Annotated in this window: 19 protein-coding genes, 1 tRNA gene and 1 pseudogene; 9 read left to right on the top strand and 12 right to left on the bottom strand. The window is 62.4% G+C overall.

The genetic code is table 11. The features are described from left to right. Positions 1-7 precede the first annotated feature (7 nt). The 4 genes from KCN53_RS08580 (at position 8) to KCN53_RS08595 (ending at position 4,479) form a co-directional block, all read left to right on the top strand. On the top strand, positions 8-403 hold the full coding sequence (locus KCN53_RS08580; RefSeq protein WP_088712745.1) for a VOC family protein: 396 nt from the start codon (positions 8-10) through the stop codon (positions 401-403). Positions 404-413: 10 nt separating this feature from the next. Then, positions 414-1,289 (top strand): formyltetrahydrofolate deformylase, encoded by an 876-nt coding sequence (purU, locus tag KCN53_RS08585; protein ID WP_088712744.1) that lies wholly within the window; start codon positions 414-416, stop codon positions 1,287-1,289. An 83-nt stretch (positions 1,290-1,372) separates the two neighbouring features. Next, positions 1,373-2,206: an S-formylglutathione hydrolase gene (fghA, locus tag KCN53_RS08590; protein WP_088712743.1), complete on the top strand. Its 834-nt coding sequence runs from the start codon at positions 1,373-1,375 to the stop codon at positions 2,204-2,206. A 143-nt stretch (positions 2,207-2,349) separates the two neighbouring features. After that, the gene (locus tag KCN53_RS08595; protein ID WP_088713461.1) at positions 2,350-4,479 is read left to right on the top strand and encodes a PQQ-dependent dehydrogenase, methanol/ethanol family; all 2,130 of its coding nucleotides are present in this window, start codon (positions 2,350-2,352) and stop codon (positions 4,477-4,479) included. Positions 4,480-4,494: 15 nt separating this feature from the next. On the opposite strand, the gene KCN53_RS08600 is transcribed toward KCN53_RS08595, so the two are convergent. The 3 genes from KCN53_RS08600 to KCN53_RS08610 all read right to left on the bottom strand — a co-directional run bounded on the left by KCN53_RS08600 (position 4,495) and on the right by KCN53_RS08610 (position 6,793). Next, positions 4,495-4,917 (bottom strand): response regulator, encoded by a 423-nt coding sequence (locus KCN53_RS08600; protein ID WP_088712742.1) that lies wholly within the window; start codon positions 4,915-4,917, stop codon positions 4,495-4,497. Between the two features lie 96 nt (positions 4,918-5,013). After that, entirely contained in the window at positions 5,014-6,495 is a 1,482-nt protein-coding gene (locus KCN53_RS08605) for an SLC13 family permease (protein ID WP_207790609.1), read from the bottom strand. A gap of 58 nt (positions 6,496-6,553) precedes the next feature. Further along, positions 6,554-6,793 carry a hypothetical protein gene (locus KCN53_RS08610; protein ID WP_088712741.1) on the bottom strand — a complete coding sequence of 80 codons (240 nt, stop codon included), beginning with the start codon at positions 6,791-6,793 and terminating at the stop codon, positions 6,554-6,556. A gap of 95 nt (positions 6,794-6,888) precedes the next feature. On the opposite strand from KCN53_RS08610, the gene KCN53_RS08615 reads away from it, so the two are divergent. Continuing rightward, on the top strand, positions 6,889-7,149 hold the full coding sequence (locus KCN53_RS08615) for a DUF167 domain-containing protein (RefSeq protein WP_088712740.1): 261 nt from the start codon (positions 6,889-6,891) through the stop codon (positions 7,147-7,149). A gap of 100 nt (positions 7,150-7,249) precedes the next feature. Here KCN53_RS08615 and KCN53_RS08620 read toward each other — a convergent pair. Next, a tRNA-Gln gene (locus KCN53_RS08620) sits at positions 7,250-7,324 on the bottom strand. 161 nt (positions 7,325-7,485) lie between these two features. On the opposite strand from KCN53_RS08620, the gene KCN53_RS08625 reads away from it, so the two are divergent. After that, positions 7,486-8,490, top strand: coding sequence for an NAD-dependent epimerase/dehydratase family protein (locus KCN53_RS08625; RefSeq protein WP_088712739.1), 1,005 nt, complete (start codon positions 7,486-7,488; stop codon positions 8,488-8,490). Next, a complete protein-coding gene (locus tag KCN53_RS08630; protein ID WP_088712738.1) occupies positions 8,487-9,224 on the top strand; it encodes a YdcF family protein in 738 nt (245 codons plus the stop codon). Before KCN53_RS08625 ends, KCN53_RS08630 begins: the two co-directional genes overlap by 4 nt. 19 nt (positions 9,225-9,243) lie before the next feature. Here KCN53_RS08630 and KCN53_RS08635 read toward each other — a convergent pair whose 3' ends face one another. Both KCN53_RS08635 and KCN53_RS08640 read right to left on the bottom strand, forming a co-directional pair. Then, complete coding sequence (locus tag KCN53_RS08635; protein ID WP_088712737.1) at positions 9,244-10,527, bottom strand: nucleotide sugar dehydrogenase; 1,284 nt, start codon at positions 10,525-10,527, stop codon at positions 9,244-9,246. Between the two features lie 40 nt (positions 10,528-10,567). Next, positions 10,568-11,479: a branched-chain amino acid aminotransferase gene (locus tag KCN53_RS08640; protein WP_088712736.1), complete on the bottom strand. Its 912-nt coding sequence runs from the start codon at positions 11,477-11,479 to the stop codon at positions 10,568-10,570. Between the two features lie 104 nt (positions 11,480-11,583). Here KCN53_RS08640 and KCN53_RS08645 point away from each other — a divergent pair, with 104 nt between their 5' ends. Next, positions 11,584-12,066, top strand: a complete 483-nt coding sequence (locus KCN53_RS08645; protein ID WP_088712735.1) for a MarR family transcriptional regulator — start codon at positions 11,584-11,586, stop codon at positions 12,064-12,066. A 37-nt stretch (positions 12,067-12,103) separates the two neighbouring features. Here the strand turns inward: KCN53_RS08645 and proC are convergent, their stop codons facing one another. The 5 genes from proC to KCN53_RS08670 all read right to left on the bottom strand — a co-directional run bounded on the left by proC (position 12,104) and on the right by KCN53_RS08670 (position 19,033). Then, positions 12,104-12,901, bottom strand: a complete 798-nt coding sequence (gene proC, locus KCN53_RS08650; RefSeq protein ID WP_088712734.1) for a pyrroline-5-carboxylate reductase — start codon at positions 12,899-12,901, stop codon at positions 12,104-12,106. 51 nt (positions 12,902-12,952) lie between these two features. Next, on the bottom strand, positions 12,953-16,429 hold the full coding sequence (locus KCN53_RS08655; RefSeq protein WP_088712733.1) for an indolepyruvate ferredoxin oxidoreductase family protein: 3,477 nt from the start codon (positions 16,427-16,429) through the stop codon (positions 12,953-12,955). A gap of 68 nt (positions 16,430-16,497) precedes the next feature. After that, the gene (locus tag KCN53_RS08660) at positions 16,498-16,830 is read right to left on the bottom strand and encodes a 2Fe-2S iron-sulfur cluster-binding protein (RefSeq protein ID WP_088712732.1); all 333 of its coding nucleotides are present in this window, start codon (positions 16,828-16,830) and stop codon (positions 16,498-16,500) included. Next, positions 16,827-17,960 carry a cysteine desulfurase family protein gene (locus tag KCN53_RS08665; protein WP_088712731.1) on the bottom strand — a complete coding sequence of 378 codons (1,134 nt, stop codon included), beginning with the start codon at positions 17,958-17,960 and terminating at the stop codon, positions 16,827-16,829. Before KCN53_RS08665 ends, KCN53_RS08660 begins: the two co-directional genes overlap by 4 nt. Further along, entirely contained in the window at positions 17,957-19,033 is a 1,077-nt protein-coding gene (locus KCN53_RS08670) for a cysteine desulfurase family protein (protein WP_088712730.1), read from the bottom strand. The genes KCN53_RS08665 and KCN53_RS08670 overlap by 4 nt, the downstream gene beginning before the upstream one ends. Positions 19,034-19,145: 112 nt before the next feature. Between KCN53_RS08670 and KCN53_RS08675 the strand changes: the two genes are divergently transcribed. Then, the gene (locus tag KCN53_RS08675) at positions 19,146-19,799 is read left to right on the top strand and encodes an alpha/beta hydrolase (protein ID WP_088712729.1); all 654 of its coding nucleotides are present in this window, start codon (positions 19,146-19,148) and stop codon (positions 19,797-19,799) included. A 24-nt stretch (positions 19,800-19,823) separates the two neighbouring features. Here KCN53_RS08675 and KCN53_RS08680 read toward each other — a convergent pair. Further along, positions 19,824-20,588 (bottom strand): annotated as a pseudogene (locus KCN53_RS08680) (IS5 family transposase). Positions 20,589-20,873: the final 285 nt, after the last annotated feature.

Raw genomic sequence — 20,873 nt, forward strand, 5'->3', positions numbered from 1 at the left:
CGAACGAATGTTCAACCACATCATGGTCGGAACGAACGACATCGAGAAAGCCAAGACATTCTACAGCGCGGTTCTGGGCACGTTGGGCCTTGCCGGCGACCCTATCGAACATACGGCTGACAGCGGTCACAAGCGTCTGTTCTACGCACATAATGGCGGGACGCTCTGCGTCTCGGAACCTATCAACGGCAAGCCGGCGACCTTCGCGAATGGCGGTACGATCGGGTTTCGCTGCAGCTCGGCCGAGCAGGTGAAGGCATTCCACGATGCCGGGGTCGCCCATGGCGGAACCACCGACGAGGACCCGCCGGGGCTGCGCGAAAGCAGCATGGGCGCGATGTATCTTTCCTATGTCCGCGACCCTGACGGCAATAAGCTGTGCGCAATCCACCGGCCGGACTGACGGATAGGATATGCCACCCAAGATCCGGCTCGAACCCGCCTATATCCTGTTATTCAGCTGCGAAGACCGAACCGGCATCGTCGCTGCGATCAGCGGCCTGATTGCCGATTTCGACGGGTTCATTCTCGACAGCCAGCAATATGCCGATCTGGAGACCGGCCAGTTCTTCATGCGCGTCGAATTTGCCGACGGGGGCGACCGCTTTCCGGAGCTGGAGACCATGCGGACCGCGCTTAGGCCCATAGCGGAGCAATTCGGTCTCGTCTGGTCGCTGACGGAAGCGGCCGACAAGCCGAAGGCCGTCGTCGCCGTGTCGAAGGGCATGCGCTGCCTTGCCGACCTGCTTCACCGGCAACGTGAAGGCGCACTCGGCATGCGCATTTCCGCGGTGGTGGGCAATCATGAAGCGGCCCGCGAACTTTGTGCCTGGCACCAAGTGCCCTTTCATTACCTCCCCGTCGATGACTCGAACCGAGCGGAGCAGGAAGCGGCAATCCGGCAGATCATGACAGAAGGCGAAGCCACCTACCTGATCCTCGCGCGCTACATGCAGGTTCTGTCTGCCGACATGACGCAGCAACTGAACGGCAGATGCATCAATATTCACCATAGCTTCCTGCCGGGGTTCAAAGGTGCCCGTCCCTACCACCGGGCCCATGAGCGCGGTGTCAAACTGATTGGCGCAACGGCCCATTTCGTGACCGAAGACCTCGATGAAGGTCCAATCATCGAGCAGGCCGTCGAACGGGTCGATCACCGCGCCTCGGCAGACGATCTGGTAAGAATAGGCCGGGACATCGAGGCGCAGGTTCTCGCGCGCGCCGTCGACTGGACCGGCCGAAGGCGCGTGTTGCTGAACGGACGCCGTACGGTAGTCTTCCGCTAGGGAACGCGCCGTGGGCGCGCACCGTTCGCCTGAACGTATAGACGCCCGCATCGAGTGAATCGCGAACTGCTTCGAGGAACCGTATGGAAACCGTATCGACCTGGAAGGCGTGTGGCGGAACGCAAGGCGTCTACCGCCACGCTTCGTCCGCGACCGGAACCGACATGACCTTCGCCGTCTATGTTCCGCCGCATGAGAAGGGCGCGAAGCTTCCGGTGCTATGGTATCTGAGCGGTCTGACGTGCACACACGCCAACGTCATGGAAAAGGGCGAATATCGCGCCGCATGCGCCGAGAAGGGGATCATCTTCGTCGCCCCTGACACCAGTCCGCGCGGCGAGGGCGTACCCGACAAGGACCAATATGATCTGGGAACGGGAGCGTCTTTCTATGTCGACGCGACCGAAGCCCCCTGGTCCAAACATTATCGCATGCGAACCTATATCGAGGAGGAGCTCCCCGAACTCCTAGCCGAGATTTTCCCGGTCGATATGCGCCGCCAGTCCATTATGGGTCATTCCATGGGGGGCCATGGCGCACTGACAGTCGGACTGCGCAACACGGCGCGCTACCGCTCCATCTCTGCCTTTTCGCCGATCGTCTCTCCGCTTGCCTGCCCCTGGGGACAGGCAGCTCTCTCGCTCTATCTCGGCGAGAATGAAGCGAACTGGCGAGACTATGACGCTTGTATGCTGATCGCCGACGGCGCCCGGCACGAGCACTTGCGCGTCGATCAGGGCAGTGCGGACGAGTTTCTGGAGGAGCAGCTGAAAACGGGCGTGCTCCGCGACGTCTGCAAGGAACTTGGCCAACCGCTCGAGTTGAACCTGCATGCAGGCTACGATCACAGCTATTATTTCATCTCGACCTTCATGGCCGATCATGTGCACTGGCACGCGGACCGCCTCGGCGCCTGAGCCCGCAAGAATGGCCGCAGAGCGCCCTAAAATCCTAGGGGCCGACCGCTCCCTCACAGGCTAGATAGTTCCCGAACGATAAGATTTGGGAAGGATCAGCAATGACGCACGCGTCAGTTCGTGCCTCGCTATTCGCCGTCAGTATGTCTCTGATAGCCTGTACAGGCGCTAGCGAACGGCCCGCCGAGATCGAGGCGGTCAGGAGCGAGACAACGCCGTCAGCGGCCGGATCAGGCATCACCGGAGATGACATCCAGGCCGCGGCCTCCTCTGGGCGCGAATGGATGTCTTATGGCCTGGGATATGACGAGAAGCGTCACAGTCCCCTACGGCAGGTAAATTCGGACACGGTAAGCGGCCTTGGCCTCACCTGGTTCGCCGATCTGGATACTTCTCGCGGGCAGGAAGCCACACCGCTCCACATCGACGGCACGCTCTATGTAACGACCGCCTGGTCGATGGTGAAAGCGTTCGATGCTACGACCGGCGCACTGCTTTGGGAATATGATCCGGGGGTCGACAGGGCGCGCGGCGTCATGGCCTGCTGCGATGTGGTCAACCGGGGCGTCGCCGCATGGGGCGACAAGCTGTTTATGGGAGCGCTCGACGGTCGTCTGATCGCGCTCGACCGCAAAACCGGCGAGGAGGTCTGGTCCACCGTCACAGTCGACCAGTCGAAACCCTACACGATCACCGGTGCTCCGCGGGTGGTGAACGGGAAAGTGCTGATCGGCAATGGCGGTGCCGAATTCGGCGTGCGCGGCTATCTGGGCGCCTATGACGCGGAGACCGGCGAGGAAGTGTGGCGCTTCTACACCGTTCCGGGCGAGCCGGGTGTCGCAGACGATCCCGCCTATCTGCAAAAGGCCGCTGAAACCTGGAGCGGAGAGTGGTGGGACCTCGGCGGCGGCGGCACCGTCTGGGACTCGATGGCCTATGACCCCGACCTCGACCTGCTTTACATCGGCGTCGGCAACGGCAGCCCGTGGAACCAGATTTATCGAAGCCCGGAGGGCGGCGACAATCTTTACCTCTCGTCGATCGTGGCGCTTCGTCCAGATACGGGAGAATATGTCTGGCATTTCCAGACAACCCCGGGCGAGACCTGGGACTATACAGCTACCCAGCACATCATCCTCGCCGATCTGACTATGACCGACGGGTCCGTCCGCAAAGCGCTCATGCAGGCGCCGAAGAACGGATTTTTTTACACCATCGACCGCGAAACCGGAGAGTTCATAAGCGGCGACAACTATGTCGCAATCAACTGGGCTAGCGGCTTGGACGAGAACGGGCGGCCTATCGAAGTGGAGGGCGCCCGCTACACTGAGGAAGGCGAAACGAAGCTGACGATGCCCGGACCTCTCGGCGGCCATAACTGGCATCCGATGGCCTATAATCCGAACCGGCAGCTCGTCTTCATTCCGGCGATGAACACCGCTTTCCCGTACATGCACGGAGAGGACTGGGAGGCGAAGCCGATCGGATTCAATGTGGGGCTGGATACTGCCGCCAACATGCTCCCCGCGGACAAGGCCGCCCGCGACGAAGCCGAGCAGATGTCGAGCGGCATGCTGCTTGCCTGGGATCCGGTCGCGCAGAAGGAAGTGTGGCGCGTCGACCATCGCGGCCCATGGAACGGAGGCATCCTTTCGACCGCAGGTGATCTGGTATTCCAGGGCAACTCGAGCGGCGTCTTCGCCGCCTACTCTGCAGCCGACGGCCGCAAAATGTGGGATTTCCCCGCCCAAACAGGTATCGTTGCCGCACCGATGAGCTATGAACTGGACGGCGAGCAATATGTCGCCGTGCTCGCGGGTTGGGGTGGCGCCTTCCCAATTTCGGCTGGCTACGTTTCGACGGATGGCGGCGTCGTACCGAATGTCAGCCGCCTGCTCGTGTTCAAGCTGGGCGGCCAGGCTACGCTGCCCCCCGCCCCCGAGCTCAACGACCTGCCGATCGATCCGCCGCCATCAAGGGCGACGACCGACGTCATCGCCCTCGGCAAACGCAATTTCGGTCAATATTGTAGCGTCTGCCACGGCGACGCCGCGATCGGCGGAACGGTAATTCCCGACCTTCGCCGCTCGGCGACGCTCGGCAACCGCGAAACATGGCTGGCCATCGTCCGTGACGGCCTGCTGTCGTCCAATGGCATGGTTGGCTTTTCCGAAGTCATGACCAAGGACGAGATTGACGCTGTCCGGCAATATGTGATCGCACGCGCCAACGAGGACCGGATCGTCGGCGATCGCGCGGCAGCGGAGGACTAAAGCCCCCGCGAAAGCTCAGGCGGCGGCGTTGTCCTCGTCCTCATTCTCCGAGGCGGGAAAGAGCGAGGCCAGTGTCGCCACGATTTCCTGCTCCGTCGAAGGCTTCGCCACTACCGGCGCGTCCGGAAATTCCTCCAGCGCTTTGTCGCTTTTCGCAACACCGGTATGAAACATGAACGGGACGCCGCGTCCCTTCAGCTCGCGTGCTAGGTCGCGGCCGTCCTTGCCCGCCATGTCGATGTCGATGATCGCCGCGTCCGGTTCGAAATCTCCTTCGATTACAGACATGCAGGCCGCCATACGTTCGCAAATCCTGATGGCGGCCGCGCCCGTATAGCGCAGCTTCACCTCAAGGCTCATCGCAGGAATGACCTGATCCTCAGCGATCAGGATTCGCTTACCCTTCAGCTTCTTCTTGTGTGTCTCGAGTTCGGACATTTAGCCCCCGTTTCTCTTATTCGGACATCAACGACGAACGGTTCGCGCTGGTTTCGCCAACGCGAGACGTTCGCAAGTTTTTTTGCTGCAGCCGCGTTATAGCAAAAGAGGAAGTGTCCAGGCGCTGAACAGGCTGATCCCGGCGATGGCGGCCAGATTCACGGCAAAGCCGACCCGCGCCATCCTTCCCATGCTGATTGCCCCGGACGCATAGGCGATCGCGTTCGGACCCGTGGCCATCGGCAGCATGAAGGCGCAGCTGGCAGCTACGGCGACAGGCATGGCCATCAACATCGGATCCAGACCGCTTCCGACCGCGACCGCGCCCACGATGGGCATCAGGGCCGAGGCAGTAGCCACGTTGCTGGCTATTTCAGTAAAGAAGATGACGAACAGAACCAGCGCACCGATGAGCAGAAGGAGCGGTAGCGCAGTTAGCGCCTGCAACTGCTCGCCCATCCACATGCCGAGTCCGCTTTCCGTCATCCCCACGGCAAGGCTGAGCCCGCCGCCGAATAGCAGGAGAACGCCCCATGGAATGCGTTCCGCCGTTTCCCAATCCAGCAGCGCCTCGCGGCGCCCCGTTCCCGCCGGTATCAGGAACAGAAGCACCGCACCGATCACAGCGATGATATGATCGGTAAGAAAAGCGAAAGGGCGGATGTCCGCAATTGCGACTTCTTCAAGCGGGCGGCGAAACACCCACAGGACGGCGATAACGGCGAAGGCCAGGGAAACCCGGCGTTCGGGTACCGACAACGGCCCAAGCCGAGCGCGCGCCTGTTCGATGAGGCCCGCGGCTTCGGCGCGGTGTTCCGGCACGGCGGCCCGCACGCGCCGGGTCAGCAGCAGCCACGCCGCCGGGACCAGAATGGCCACCATCGGAACGCCGTAGAGCATCCAGTCGGCGAAACCGACAGATCGCCCGAATTCCGCCTCGGCGTACCCTATGACGATCAGGTTGGTAGGCGTGCCGATGGGGGTGCCGACGCCGCCGATAGAACAGGCATAGGCAATCCCCAGAAGGAGGGCCGCCGATAGTGGCTGGCTCCGCCACCCTTCCCCGCCCAGGCTGGCGGCGACAGACAAGGCGATCGGCATCAGCATGATCGCCGTCGCGGTGTTCGAGATCCACATGCTCAGGATCGCGGCCGCGGCCATGAAACCCGCCACCATCGCAGATGGATTGGCCCCGAAGCGATGCACGACCGCGAGGGCGATGCGAGTGTGAAGGTTCCAGCGTTCAACCGACTTGGCGATGACGAAGCCACCGAACAGCAGGACCACGATCGGACTGGCATAGGGCGCCGCGGCCGTGCGAATGTCAGCTATGCCGGCCATGGGCAGGAGAATGATCGGCAAGAGGGACGTGACCGGAATGGGCACTGCCTCCGATACCCACCAGATCATCATAAGAAGAAACAGCGACGCGACGCGCCAGCCGGCCAGCGGCATCCCTTCCGGCATGGGCAGCGCCTGGAGCGCCAAGGCGACCGCGAGACCGACGCCAATCCAGAAAGGACGGAAAGACGGCCGGACGGTCTCCGCCGTCTCCAAAGGTTCGGACAACTCCCCCACGCCCGGTTCCTTAGCCGGGCGGTTCCCAGCGCGCTACCCGCTGAGCCTAAGGGGAGGGCTAGCCACTGGGATGGGGACCGCGAAGCTGCCGCCAGCCCAGCGCCGCGATTCGCCGCTCGCAGGCGCGGCGCGAGGCCATATGCCAATCGAGGCGAATCCCGAAGAAGACGCCGATGAAGCAGTTGAGAGAGGCGGACGCCTCTTGAACGGCGAACGTCGCGACCCCCACCCACACGGTCGTGAGTATGAGGACCGGAAACAGGCGTGAATAGAGTTGAGCGCCGGGCTGAGAGGTCATGACTCTGATCCGGCCCTTCCTGTCCAACGCCCGAAGCTCGAGGCTTGCAGGCGACCGGTAAAGACGCGGTGCACGGATGAGGTTAATGACGCCCGATGGCGCGGTACAAGATTTTGGGCACGGCTCCTGCGGACCCTGGTCCTCTCCTGCATGTGAAGGCCGTGCCGAAGGCGGCCCATGCGAAGGTCGACTGGACGAAAACGCCGGTCGAAGTTCGGGTCACGGCGCCGGCTGATAAGGGCAAGGCGAACGAAGCATTGCTTGCGCTGCTGGCCGATGCGCTCGGTTTCGCTAAGAGCCGGCTAACCCTCGTCGCGGGTGCCACATCGCGCCGCAAAACGGTTCGCATCGACTAGGGAGTATGACCGGCAGCGGACCCGGGTTTCAGGAATGCACCTGCTTCCGGAAGGGGCCGGCAAAGCGGGGGAGTTGTCGGAAAACCCAAAACTCCCGTGCTGGTTGGGGCGGCAGGATTCGAACCTGCGCATGGCGGTACCAAAAACCGCTGCCTTACCACTTGGCTACGCCCCATCCGCCGCTGTCCCGGGCGACCCCGGCGAGGCGGCATGTAAACGCTGCGGGCGAATTTTCCAAGCGGTCCGCTAACCCGAAGCGCAAGACTATCAGCGCGCCCTTGCAGCAGGGGGCAGCCATGCTATCCCACGCGCACCGCCTATCATGCAGGGGTCTTCATGCTTTATCTGGTTACCGGCGGAGCCGGCTTCATCGGCTTTCATCTGTCGCGGTACCTGCTGGCCCGCGGTGACCGGGTCGTCGGGCTCGACAATCTTAATCCCTATTACTCGGTGGACCTGAAGAAGGATCGCATCCAAACGCTGACCGAAGAGTTCGGCGACCGGTACACCTTCGTCCACGCCGACTTCTCGCGTAGCGCCGAGCTGACAGAAGCGCTTCAAGGCCTAGAGATCGACCGCATCGCCCATCTGGGGGCCCAAGCAGGCGTGCGCTATTCGCTCACTCACCCCCATGTCTATGTCGAAGCCAACGTGATGGGTCACCTCAATATCCTAGAATATGCGCGCCATTCTGGCCGTGTCGACAATCTGGTCTACGCCTCGTCTTCATCGGTCTATGGTGGCAACACGAAGCTGCCCTTTTCCGTCGACGACCGGGTCGATCATCCGATTTCGCTCTACGCGGCAACCAAGAAGGCCGACGAGTTGATGAGCGAAACCTATGCCCATCTCTATCGCCTGCCGCAGACGGGTCTGCGTTTCTTCACGGTCTACGGCCCGTGGGGACGACCCGACATGGCGATGTGGCTGTTCACCGAGGCGATCCTCGCAGGCCGCCCGATCGACGTCTTCGGAGAAGGCAATATGAAGCGCGACTTCACCTATATCGACGATATCGTCGCGGGGGTGGCCGCCTGCCTCGATACACCGGCCCCCGACGACGGCAAGGAAAAGGCCGGTGGCTCACGCGCTCCCCACCGTCTGTACAATATCGGCAACAACCAGTCCGAAGACCTGTCGCGCATGATCGAGCTGCTGGAAGAGGCTGTCGGGAAACCAGCAGAGCGCAACCTGCTGCCGATGCAGCCCGGCGATGTCCGCGCCACCTATGCCGACATCGACGCGATTCATGGTGATCTCGGATACAAGCCCACCACGCCTATCGACGTGGGCATTCCGAATTTCGTCTCCTGGTATAAGAGCTATCACGGCCTGGCATGAATTATCTGCTGTGGAACCTGTTCGGTCCGCAGACCTGGCCGCTCTGGTTCCCGGTTCTGGCTCTGATTTCCTTTACTTTCGGCTTCGTGCAGACCGGCCGCCGCTTGCTTGCTGCCGGCGCCGCCTTTCTCGTGCTTTTCGGTCTGTCACCGTTTCCCGTCTGGCTGATCGGCACACTGGAAGACGACTATCCGGTTCCCGAAATAGAAGCAGGCGACGCTGCGCACATTCTCGTTCTGGGGGGCGGAGAAGCCATTCCGCAAACCGAACGGGCCGGGTCTCTCGAGATAACCACTCACGGCGACCGTATCCTGAGAGGGATGGAACTCGCCCGGCGGTTTCCAAGGTCAAAGCTATGGATTGCAGGCTATGGGCGCTATGACGGCCACATCAACGAAGTCGCCGCCGTCGCCCGTTTCTGGAGCGTATCCGGTATCGCGAACGACCGGATCGCGACGGTCGAGGACACTGCCGACACCTGCGAGAACCTGGCCGGCTTTGCAGTGCATGATGCCGAAGGCGGCGTTCTGCTCGTTACGTCAGCCTTTCACATGCGGCGCGCGATGGCGTGTGCGCGGGCCGCGGGAGTCGACGCGACGCCCTTTCCGGTCGACTTCCAGGTTGGAAAAGAGCCCGGGTTCAGCTTCGACCTTATCGGAAATTTACAGCTGACCGACCTGGCGCTGCACGAGTGGGTCGGCCTTGGCTATTACCGGCTGACCGGCCGGGTTTAGGCACGGCCGGAGCAAGCGGTTAGAGCTGCCAGCGCGCGCAGTCACCGAAGCTGCGATCCCGCCAGACCCCCTTCACATCGGCAATCAGCCCGCCGGGCTTGAGAAGGCCGGTCACCGTCTTTTCATCGAGATCCAGATAGGCCTGATGCGGAACGGCAAGCACCAAGGCATCATATTCGCGGTCGGCGGCCATGGCGTCCGGATCGAGCGTCAGGCCGTATTCTTCTTCGGCTTCTTCGGCATTCGCCAGTGGATCGTGCACTGTGACGTCATGGCCCAGCCAGTCGAGCCGTGAGATCACGTCCACCACCTTCGAATTTCTGAGGTCGGGGACATGCTCCTTGAAGGTCATTCCGAGGACGAGGATTCGGCTGGCGCGGCGCAGATGGTCATGTACCTGGTCGGCGACGAAAGCGCCCATACCGTCGTTGATCGACCGCCCGGCGAGAACCACGCGCGGAAGGTGCCCGAGCTGCTGCGCCTTGTAGCTGAGGTAATACGGGTCGACGCCGATGCAGTGGCCGCCCACGAGGCCCGGCGAGAACTTCAGGAAGTTCCACTTCGTATTGGCCGCGTCGAGCACGTCGTAGACGCTGATGCCATCCTTACGAAAGATCTGCGCGATTTCGTTCATGAAGGCGATGTTGATGTCGCGCTGGGCATTCTCGATGACCTTCGCGGCCTCTGCCGCCTTGATCGAGGCCGCCTCGAACGTTCCCCCGCTGGTCACGGTCCGGTAAAGCTCGCTCATTGCCGCCGTGATGTCGGGATTCTCGCCAGCCACCACGCGTGTGATCTTGTCGACCGTATGCACCTTGTCGCCGGGGTTTATACGTTCGGGGGAGTAACCGAGAAAGAAGTCCTCGCCGCGTTTAAGTCCGGACACATCCTCCAGAAGGGGACCGCAAATTTCCTCGGTGACCCCGGGGAAAACCGTACTTTCATAGATAATCAGCGGCGCTGGCCCGCCCTTTTTCAGGATCCCGCCGACCGCACGCGTAGCGCCGCGAACAGGCCCCAGGTCCGGCTGGTTCGCTTTGTCCACCGGCGTGGGAACGGTGACGATGTAGATATCCCGGCCCGCCGCCTCCTCGATATCGGCAGTCACCGTCAGGCTGCTGGCAGCGAGAGCATCGTCCTCTACCTCGCGAGTACTGTCATGCCCGGCTGCAAGCTCCCGCACGCGCCCCGGATTGATATCGACACCCATCGTATCGAAAGACTTCGCCAGGGCGACGGCAAGGGGAAGGCCGACATAGCCGAGACCGATAACCGTCACCTTCGTATTCGCGCCCAGTTGCATGACCCGCTCCGCCTGTCAGTCCGAAATGTATGAAGTGAGGTTAGCTGTTCGAAAGCCGGCCGTTGACGAGGTCGAGATAGTCCTTGCGAAGACCGAGGCCGACCTCGCCCACGTCGAAGGACCAGGGGCCGATTTCCGAGACCGGCGTCACTTCTGCCGCCGTGCCGGTGAGAAAGCACTGTTCAAAGCTTTCCAGTTCCTCGGGCCAAATCGCACGCTGTTCGATCTCGATCCCGCGGCGGCGGGCGAGATCCATCACCGTGCGCCGGGTAATCCCGTCGAGGAAACAGTCGGGAGTCGGCGTGTGCAGCTTCCCGTCTCGCAGGAAGAAGATGTTAGCGCCGGTAGCCTCGGCCACCTGACCGCGCCAGTCGAGCATCAGGGCATCGCCATAGCCTCGGTCGGCCGCGGCGTGCTTCGCCATCGTGCAGATCATGTACAGCCCGCTCGCCTTCGCATTGGTGGGAGCGGTATAGGGCGCAGGACGGCGCCATTTCGATATATCGAGGCGTAGACCCTTCTTGATCGCCTCCTCGCCGAAATAGGCACCCCATTCCCAGACGGCGATCGCAAGGTGCGGCTTCGTTGCCTGTGCGGCCACACCCATTTGTTCACTACCGCGCCACGCGATCGGGCGCTGATAGCAGTTCGTAAGTCCGTTCTTTTCCATGACGAGGTTGCAGGCGTCGTCGATTTCCTCGCGGGTCCAGGGAATGTCGAAGCCGAGGATCTTCGCGCTGTTCACCAAGCGCTCGTTGTGTTCGGACAGCTTGAACACCCGACCGTTGTAGCTGCGCTGCCCCTCAAACACAGCCGATGCATAGTGCATGGCATGGGTGAGGATGTGAACGGACGCCTCGCGCCATGGCACCAGGTCGCCGTCGAACCAGATCCAGCCGTCGCGGTCGTCATAGGTTGGTTCGGGAAGCGGGTTCTTCGTTGCCGCACTCATAATGTGGGGACTCGACTCCAAGGATGAAACGGACGTGTCGTCATGCGCACGCCTAGTGCCGTTTCCTTGCCGAAAAGGAAAGCGGCTGGCAATGGAAGGACAAGATGACTGTCCTTCTGCCGCCCGCATCGCCGCAATTTCTACGTGAAGACGAGGTCCGCCGCGGGATCGAACTGATCTATTTCGGCTATATGGAAATGATCTCTTCGGCCGACGCTCGGTTGTCGGAGACCCCCTACGGCCGGGCCCACCACCGCGCCCTGTATTTCATAGCGAGACGGCCCGGCCTGAGTGTCGGGGCCCTTCTCGGCCTGCTGCGGATCACCAAACAGTCACTCAGCCGGGTGGTGAACGATCTGAAAGCTGGCGGCCTGATCGCCATCGACCGGGGCCGGCAGGACCGCCGCCAGCGCCTGCTGCGGCTGACCGAAGCCGGCGAAGAGTTCGAGCGGGATCTGTTCGAGCGGCTCCGCGAACGCATGACGAATGCCTATTCGGAGGCCGGACAGGAGGCGGTTACAGGCTTCTGGAATGTGCTCGCCGCCCTTCTTCCCGAAGAGGACCGGCGCCGCGCTCTCAACCTGTAATCAGGACGATGCGAGCCACACCGGGCCCGGGGTACCGCTACTCGGAGGCGAGTTCACGTGAGCGAGCCGCAGCGGCGCGCACGGCATTTCGCACCAGTGCGGGCAATCCCGGATCCTCGTCCAGCGCTTCAAGACCGGCCTGCGTGGTTCCGTTAGGGGAGGTCACCGCACGTCTCAGTTCATCGGCCTTGCGCGGGTCATGGGCCAGCAGTGCGCCTGCCCCGCTGACAGTTCCTTCGGCCAGGCGATATGCGAGGTCCGCCGGAAGACCGGCCGACTCGCCGGCCGCAGCAAGGGCCTCCGCCATACGGAAGATATATGCCGGTCCCGATCCGGAAACCGCCGTCAACGCGTCGAACTGTGCCTCTTCCTCAAGCCAGGCCGCGACACCTGTCACCTCGTAGAAGCGGGTAAGCCGGTCCCGATCGCGTTCGGTCAGGTCGGTCCCGAACAGGCCGGTAACGCCCTTGCCGATGGCCGTGGGCGTATTCGGCATCGAACGCACGATCTTGCCGCCGCCGACCGTCTCGCGAATGCGCGAAAGCTGTAGGCCGGCCATGACGGACACGACCAGCGTGTCCTCCTTCAACCTGGCGAGAAGGCCTTTGCTCGCCGGCTCGAGCAGATGCGGCTTGACGGCAAGGACCACGATATCCGGGTCGCCCTCGACTTCATCAATGGACGCCACATGCTCGACGCCGTCGGGAATCGGCGGATCGCCCGGGTCGATCGCGACGTAGCGATCGCAAATATCGGTTTCGCGCCAGCGGGCCAGCAGGCTTCCGCCCATGTTTCCGGCTCCAATGAGCCACAGCGTTCCGAGTTTGTTCTGCATATCGAAGCGGCGCCTATCGCGGCTGGGGTCCGGGTTCAAGCATGTGCATTGCTAGGCAGCGACAGCCTCGCGCTCACCGGGCCATTTTTGCCACAGTGCATCGGCGCGGGCAGCAACGGTCTTCGCCTGCGCCTCCTTGACCGGGCCAAAGCCCCGTGCATCCAGCGGCAGCGCGGCGAGCGTCACCGCAAGCTCATGATTGTCGGCGCGAAGCCCCTCGATCAGCCGGTCCAGCTCGGCCTCATATGCCGGTATCGCCGCGCGTTCGGCCTTTCGCTCGTCCGACCGCCCGAAGATGTCGAGCGGTCCACCGCGCAGACCCTTCATCTTCGCCAGCGCGCGTAGCGTCGGCATGACCAGCTTGGATGGCAGAGAGTATTTCTTCGGCCGGCCCGTCCGCTCGTCGTCACCCGCAAAGAGCGGCGGCGACATCTGAATCGCCCAGTCGAAATCGCCGTCGAACTGCTTGCTTAGCTGCTTTTCGAAGCGGCCATCGGTATACAGACGTGCGACTTCATATTCGTCCTTATACGCCATCAGCTTGTATAGCGCACGAGCGGCCGCCTGAGTCAGCTCGGAGCGCCCGGGCGTTGCCGACTCCTCGGCCGCACGGACCTCTTCGATCTTCGTGCGGTACCGTTCCGCATATGCGGCATTCTGATACTCGGTCAGGTCCGCAATACGCCGCTCGATAAGCTCCTCGACGGTTTCCGAGATCGGCTCGGGCGGCGGTCCCTTGGCGTCATCCACCATCTTCTGCACGGCCTCGCGGTCGTGCGCGAGCAGCCTGCCCAGAGCAAATGCCTTTTTGTTGAACTCGATCGCGACGCCGTTCAGCTCGATCGCCGCGTTTATCGATTCAAGCTTCAACGGGATATGGCCCAGCTGCCAGGCATAACCCGTCATGAGCATGTTCGTGCCGATCGCGTCGCCCAGAAGCGCGATGGCGACGGTATCCGCGGCAACGAAACTCGTCGCATTCGGATTTGCAGCGTCGCGAATACGCTTTTCGACCTGGCGCGACCGGAAATCGAGATCGCGGTCGCGCACGAAGTCGCTGACGGGAGAGATGTCCGCGTTGGCGACCACTGCCGTACGGTCGGGTGTCATGAGATTCTGGCCGGCCTTGTCGGCCGCAACTACCGCGTCGAAGGCCAGGACGAGGTCGGCTCCGCCCGTAATGATGCGCGGGCTGAGAAGGTGCTCGTCCTTCTCGGCGACACGAATGTGCGAGTAGACCGCCCCGCCCTTCTGCGCGAGGCCGGCCATGTCCGCAGTAGTGGAGCTGCGCCCTTCCATATGGGCGGCCATGCCAATGATCGCCGAGATGGTGAGAACGCCCGTACCGCCGATCCCTGTCACGAAGATGTTATAGCCGTCGGAAGGCGAGGCGACCTCGGGATTGGGCACACCCGTCAGGTCAACGTCGACAGCCTTCTGCTTCTTGATGGTCGCGCCGCGGACTTCGACGAAGCTGGGGCAGAACCCCTTCAGACAGCTATAATCCTTGTTGCAGGTGGATTGGTTGATCTTCCGCTTACGGCCGAATTCGGTCTCCTGCGGCTCGACCGACATACAGTTCGACTGGACGGAGCAATCGCCGCAGCCTTCGCAAACCGCAGTGTTGATGAAAACCCGCTTGTCGGGATCGTGCATTTTTCCGCGCTTCCGGCGGCGGCGCTTCTCGGCGGCACATGTCTGATCGTAGATGATGACCGTGGTTCCGCCCAGCTCGCGAAATTCGTTCTGGATGGACGGCAGGTGATCGCGGTCCTTCAGTTCCACGCCGTGAGGCATGGTTACGTCCTGATAGCGCGAGAGGTCCTCGGTAAGGACGACGGCCTTAGTCACGCCCTCGGCCACCATCTGCGCGGCGATCTGCTGCGGTGTCTGCTGGTTTTCCGCAGGCTGCCCGCCAGTCATGGCGACAGCGTCGTTAAAAAGGATCTTGTAGGTAATATTGACGCCGCTTGCGACGGCCTGGCGAATGGCAAGCGTGCCGGAGTGGTTGTAGGTGCCGTCGCCGAGATTGGCGAAGACATGCCCTTCCTCGACGAAGGGCGCTTCGCCCACCCAGGTGACGCCTTCACCGCCCATCTGCGTAAAGGTTTCCGTTTCCCGGTCCATCCACAGCGCCATGATGTGGCAGCCAATACCGGCAAGCGCACGCGAGCCTTCCGGTACTTTGGTCGAGCTATTGTGCGGGCAGCCCGAGCAGAAATATGGCGCGCGCTGGATGGGTGCCTTGTAGCGTTCCATCTCTCCCGCCCGGTCGGCGAAGAAGGCCAGTCGCTGACGCAGCTCTTCCGTATCATGATAGGGTCGCAGGCGCTGGGCGATCACATGCGCGATCATTCCCGGGGTCAGCTCATTGTCTGGATTCAGGATGAACTCGTCATTGTCGTGCGCCTCGGTCTTTCCGACGACGCGGGGCCGCACGCTTTCCTTCCAGTTATAGAGCTGCCAGCGAATTTGATATTCGATGAACTCGCGCTTCTCCTCGATAACGAGGATTTCCTCGAGTCCTTCGCAGAAATCACGGATGCCGTCGGGCTCGAGCGGCCAGGGCATGCCCACCTTGTAGATACGCAGTCCAATGTCGCGCGCCATCTCTTCGGTGATGCCCAGCTCGTCGAGCGCCTCCATCGTATCGGCAAACGCCTTGCCGGTCGTGACGATGCCGAGACGCGGACGCGGGGTATCCCAGACCACCCGGTCGATCCCGTTGGCCTTCGCAAACGCCATCGCGGCAAAGCCCTTATAGCGCTGGAGACGTGTATCCTCCTCACGCCAGACATCGTTGGGCCGGATCGACAGACCGCCTTCTGGCATGTCGAAGTCTGGAATGATGATCGAACGGTTCTCGCGCCCCAGATCGACGGTCGCCGACGTTTCCACCGTGTCGGCCGTGGCCTTGAAACCCGTCCAGGTGCCGGCGAAGCGGCTCATGGCAAGACCGAGAAGGCCGTAGTCCACATATTCCTCGACGCTCGCAGGGTAGAGAAACGGAACGAAGGCGGCCTGAAAATTATGATCGGACTGATGCGGCAGCGTGGAGGATTTGGCGCCGTGATCATCGCCGACGATCGCGAGGACGCCGCCATGCTTGCTGGTGCCAGCGGCATTGGCGTGTTTCAGGACGTCCATGGCCCGGTCAAGGCCCGGTCCCTTACCGTACCAAATGCCGAAGACGCCGTCATATTTGGCAGTCTGGTTCATCGCGGCAATCTGGCTGCCCCACACCGCCGTGGCGCCCAGTTCCTCATTGACGCCAGGCTCGAATCGGATGTCTCGCTCGGCGAGCATCTTCTTTGCGCGCCAGAGTTCCTGATCATAGCCGCCCAGGGGTGATCCGCGGTATCCCGAGATGAAACCGGCGGTGTTCAAGCCCGCCGCCACGTCGCGTCGCTTCTGGACGATAGGAAGACGGACCAGCGCCTGCAGGCCGCTCATGTAAACCCGGCCCGTCTCCAGCTCATATTTGTCGCTGAGACGGATATTCGGTTGGATCGTCGGTGCGCTCGCCATGGGCGGGTATCTCTCCTCCATTTAGGACAGATATACTGTCTATTACCCGACAGCGCAATTTTTGTCCGCTATCGCGACATATCCACACTGCCTCCGGGCATCTGGATCACCAGCCGCTCGATGTCGTCCGACAAGACGAGCTGACAGGCAAGCCGTGATTCCCGGGTCGCGCCATAGGCGAAATCGAGGAGATCCTCTTCTTCCTCCGACGGCGGGGGCAACGCCGCTCCCTCGACGGCACGGACCAGGACATGACAAGTAGAACAAGCCATCTGGCCCTCGCAGGTTCCCTCGAGAGGCTGCCCGGCATTCTGCGCAACCGTCAGAAGCGTTTCGCCGGAAGCCGCGGTGACAACCGTATCCGGGTCGCCGTCTGCCGTGAGGAACTGGATGTCGGTCATGCGGCCATCCGCCGCTGCGCAGCTACCGCCTCGCTGATCATTTCAGCGGCCTTCTCAGTCTCTTCTTCGGTAGTGAAGCGCCCCCACCCGATCCGAAGGCTGGCCTTCGCCTGATCGCGGGGCACCCCCAAGGCATTCAGCACGTGGGAATGGCGTCCTGCCGCGCTGGCACAAGCTGCACCTGAGGAGACCGAGACCCGCCGCAGGTCGGCAAGAAGACGGGCACCGTCGACGCCGGGAAACGAAATGTTGAGGTTGCCGTGCCAGCGCCGCTCCAGATCGCCGTTGATCAGATGCGGGGCCGGTAGGTTCTCGAGCATAAGCTGCCACAGATTCTCGGCATGGGCGCGGTCCGCATCCATCCTCGCTGCGGCGATCTGCGCCGCCTTGCCGAGCCCCGCGATAAGCGCGGGTGCCAGGGTGCCTGAGCGCAGGCCGCCCCCCTCCTGGCCGCCGCCATGCATTTGCGTGGCCACGGGCGTGCCGGGCCTGACAAGCAGACCGCCCACACCCTTGGGGCCGTAAATCTTGTGCGCCGATATGCTGACGAGGTCGAGGCTCATCGCCTGTACGTCGAGCGCGACCTTTCCAAAGGCTTGCGCGGCATCGCTGTGAACGAGAGCGCCGCAGTTCCGCGCAAGAGCGCCGATTTCGGCCATGGGCTGGATCACGCCGATCTCATTGTTGACCGCCATGATCGAAACGAGCGCGACATCGTCGCCAAGTGTTTCCTCGAGAAGCCCGAGATCGACAATTCCGTTCCGCTGCACCGGCAGAACGGAAAGGTCATAGCCCCGAAGCTCCAGAGCCCGGGCCGATTCGAGCACGCAGCTATGCTCGGTTGCCAGCGTGACCAACCGCCTCCGGCCCGCCGGCGCGGCCTCCATCACACCTTTCAGCGCGAGATTGTTCGCTTCGGTCGCACCAGACGTGAAAACCGTCCATTCGGCGTCGGCACCGACCAGCGCAGCAATGTCCTGCCGCGCTTTGTCCAGCCCGGCGGCGGCCTGCCAGCCGTGGCGATGCTCGGAATGCGGGTTGCCGAAGCTGTCGGACCAATAGGGTTCCATGGCCTCGCGGACTGCCGGGTCGAGCGGCGTGGTGGCCTGGTAGTCGAGATAGATCCTCATGCTGCGCGGCGCCGCCTCGCGAGCGTTGTCCAGGCTTCCGCAAAGGCGTCGACCTCCTGATCGGTAGTTGCCCAGCCGGTGCTGATCCGGATCGCCTCGCCTGCCGCCTCCGTCGAATGGCCCATCGCCGCCAGGACATGCGAGGAACCTACCTTCCCGGAGGAACAGGCAGCGCCGCTCGAAACGGCGAACCCGGCGAGATCGAGACCCATCAGCTGCGAGGAGGCACTCATGCCCGGTAGGCGGACCATGGTCGTCGTCGCGATCCTCTCAGCTCCCGCGCCGATGATTTCACCCCCGGCGGCACCAAGGCGCTCTTCAAGAAGGGCCTGCCGCCGAGCGGCGTCGGCGAGCCAACCGCCCTCCGCAACGTCCAGAGCCGCCGCGAATCCGGCAATGGCGGGCAGATTTTCAGTCCCGCCGCGCAGGCCCTGTTCCTGCCCTCCTCCTTTTTGGACCGCCAACAGGTCTTCGGCGCAGCGAACAAGAAGCGCCCCGGCCCCGGGCGGGCCGCCAATTTTGTGAGCGCTGAGGGCGACATAGTCGGCAGCCGGTAGCGAATATTTTCCTGCCGTCTGCACGGCATCGACCAACGTGCGCCCGCCCGCCGCTCGTACCAATTCGATAACGTCCTCGACCGGCTGCAGGACGCCCGTTTCGTTGTTCGCGTGCATGACGGCCACGAGGGCGGGGCCGGAGGCCAAAGCGGCCTTCAGGGCGTCGAGTTGGAGGCGCCCGCTTTCTTCCACCGGCAGGCGCTCGGCGTGGGGGGCAGCCTCCAGGACGGCCGAATGTTCGATCGCCGAGACGAGTACGCGCTCGCAGTCCGTTCCCCGCAAGGCGAGGGCCAGGGCTTCCGTGCCGCCACTTGTAAAGACGAGCTGCGCACCGAGAGCGCCCAGCGACGTGAGGACGGTGTCGCGATACCCCTCGAGTCGCCCCTTGGCTCCCCGCCCCTCGCTGTAAATGGACGAGGGATTCGCCCACGCCCCAAGTTCGGCGATCACCGCGTCGCGGGCTTCGCGGCGTAGCGGCGCGGTCGCGTTCCAGTCGAGATAGACGCGTTCAGCCATCGTCTATGTGGCTATGGAGTTGAGCAGCAGCATGGTCTTCCTATATAGGCGCGCAGCCCCGCAGGCGCGACTCCATCGGCGCCGGCACCCAGCATATGGAAGTCAGGCCATCATGCCCGAAGTCATCATCCCCGGCCCCGAAGGCCGCCTGGAAGGTCGTTACTCGCCCGGCAAGGCGCCGCGCATGCCGGTTGCGATCATCCTTCACCCCCATCCGCAGTCGGGGGGCACGATGAACGAAGGCATCACGCTCGACTTGTACAACAGTTTCGCCCGCCGTGGATTCGCTACGCTGCGGTTTAATTTTCGTGGTGTCGGACGCAGCCAGGGCGAATTCGACAATGGCATCGGCGAACTGTCCGACGCCGCTAGCGCCCTCGACTGGGTCCAACAGTTCAATCCCGAAGCGCCATTCACCTTCGTGGCCGGATTCTCCTTCGGCGCGTTGATCGGCATGCAGCTGCTGATGCGCCGTCCGGAGATTCGCGGGTTCATTTCGGTGGCGCCGCCGGCAAATCTTTACGATTTCGGCTTTCTCGCGCCCTGTCCCTCGTCCGGCATAATCGTCAACGGGCTGGCCGATGACATTGTGACGCCGGCCGGTGTCCAGAAGCTGGTCGACAAGTTGAAAACCCAGAAGCACATCACGATCGAACATCAGACGATCGAGGGTGCGAACCACTTCTTCGAAAATGAACGCGACGAACTGATGAAGCGCGTCGATGCCTATGTCGACATGCGCCTGTCGAGCGACCTGTCCTATTGAGCGGCCAGCGCCTGTTCGTGATACCTAGGCCGTAGACTCGTAAGCCCGCAGCCACAGCCGCATTGAGGCGAGTTGGACCATGGCAAGGAAGTTTTCGGCCAGCTTGTTGTAGCGGGTGGCAATGCGCCGGAAGTGCTTCAGCTTGGAGAAGAAGCGTTCGATCAGGTTCCGCTCGCGGTAGATTCAAGTGCTGAAGTATGGTTTTGACCTCCGATTGGACTTGGGTGGGATATTGGCGAACGCGCCCTTCTCACGGAGAGACACCCGGATGCGGTCGGCATCGTATGCCTTATCGGCCAGCACTATTGTTCCGGCGCCAATATGTTCGAGCAGGTTATCAGCAGCTTGGCCGTCATGGCTTTGCCCAGCGGTCAGGCTCAGTCGGATAGGGAGACCTCGCGCATCGACGACCGCGTGGATTTTGGTCGTAAGCCCGCCTCGGGAACGACCGAGACAATGATCTCGATCCCCCTTTTTGCCGTCGCGGCCTGCTGATGGGCGCGAACGGAAGTGCTGTCGATCATCTGGATATCGCCATCATGTGCAGCGGTGATGGCATCCATCATCCGATCCCAGACGCCCGCCTTTCGCCATCGGACGAAGCGGTTGTAGCAGGTGGTGCGTGGCCATAGCGTTCGGGCAAGTCGCGCCATGGTGCCCCGGAGCGCAGCACCCAGAAGATACCGTTCAACACACGGCGGTCATCGACACGCGGAACGCCCCTCGGCTTGTTGGGCAGGAGAGGCTCGATCACGCGCCACTCGAAGTCGGTCAGGCATATCGGCTCATCAAGAGCCTGAATCACATTTCCGGTTGCCCGAAAAGACTATGTGTGGGTCGATCCGCACTGACCGTTCTCGACTTTGAACTTAAACCTCTGCACCGCTGCGGGCGTCACATAGCCAACCTTGCAATTCACGGCCTGCCTGTTTGGAAAGCTGACCTTGATGACGCCGTCCCCTTCGCAGCGAATCGGAACTGAGCCAGCAAACTTCTCCCTCGTCTGCGTAAGCTCGGTAGATTGGCCGCAAAGGGTAAGCTCTGCTGACACCGCTCCGGCAGCTTGAACTTCAA

The sequence above is a fragment of the Pacificimonas aurantium genome (genome assembly GCF_020092905.1).
In the GTDB taxonomy this organism is placed as follows: domain Bacteria; phylum Pseudomonadota; class Alphaproteobacteria; order Sphingomonadales; family Sphingomonadaceae; genus Pacificimonas; species Pacificimonas aurantium.